Source organism: Bradyrhizobium mercantei, from assembly GCF_001982635.1.
In the GTDB taxonomy this organism is placed as follows: domain Bacteria; phylum Pseudomonadota; class Alphaproteobacteria; order Rhizobiales; family Xanthobacteraceae; genus Bradyrhizobium; species Bradyrhizobium mercantei.
Map to the genome: position 1 here is coordinate 1 of NZ_MKFI01000057.1, position 758 is coordinate 758.

Genomic DNA, 758 nt, shown 5'->3' on the forward strand with positions numbered 1-758 from the left:
CTCCGTACCTGAAGGACGCGGCCGGCGACGACACCACCGAAGCGGCCTACTACCTCTCGGCCAACCGCAACAAATTCTCCGTCGCCCTCGACATCGCCTCGCCGCGCGGCGCCGAACTGGTGCGTGAGCTGGCCTTGCAGAGCGACATCCTGGTCGAGAACTTCAAGGTCGGCGGCCTGGCCAAGTACGGCCTGGACTACGCCAGCCTCAAGGAAGTGAACCCGCGCCTGATCTACTGCTCCATCACCGGCTTCGGCCAGACCGGCCCCTACGCCAGCCGCCCCGGCTACGACTTCATGATCCAGGGCATGGGCGGCCTGATGAGCATCACCGGCGAGCGCGACGACCTGCCCGGCGGCGGTCCGCAAAAGGCCGGCGTGGCCGTGGCCGACCTGATGACCGGCATGTACTCCACCGTCGGCATCCTGGCCGCGCTGCACGAGCGCTCGGTCAGCGGCCTGGGGCAGCACATCGACATGGCGCTGCTGGACTGCCAGGTCGCCATGCTGGCGAACCAAAACCTGAACTTCATGACCTCCGGCAACGCGCCGCGCCGCGCCGGCAACGCGCACCAGAACCTGGTGCCGTACCAGGTCTTCGCCGCCAGCGATGGCCACCTGATCGTCGCGGTCGGCAACGACAGCCAGTTCCGCAACTACTGCGGCGCCATCGGCCTGCCCGAGCTGTCGGCCGATCCGCGTTTCTCCACCAACCCGCAGCGCGTCAAGAACCGCGAGGCGCTGGTGCCGCTGCTGGCC

General features: G+C 68.3%; 1 protein-coding gene. It reads left to right on the forward strand.

Going from position 1 to position 758, the window contains the following annotated elements; translation table 11 throughout:
• Positions 1 to 758, forward strand: a 758-nt coding sequence (locus tag BI327_RS40895; RefSeq protein ID WP_143271822.1) for a CaiB/BaiF CoA transferase family protein, incomplete at both ends; no start/stop codon positions are given.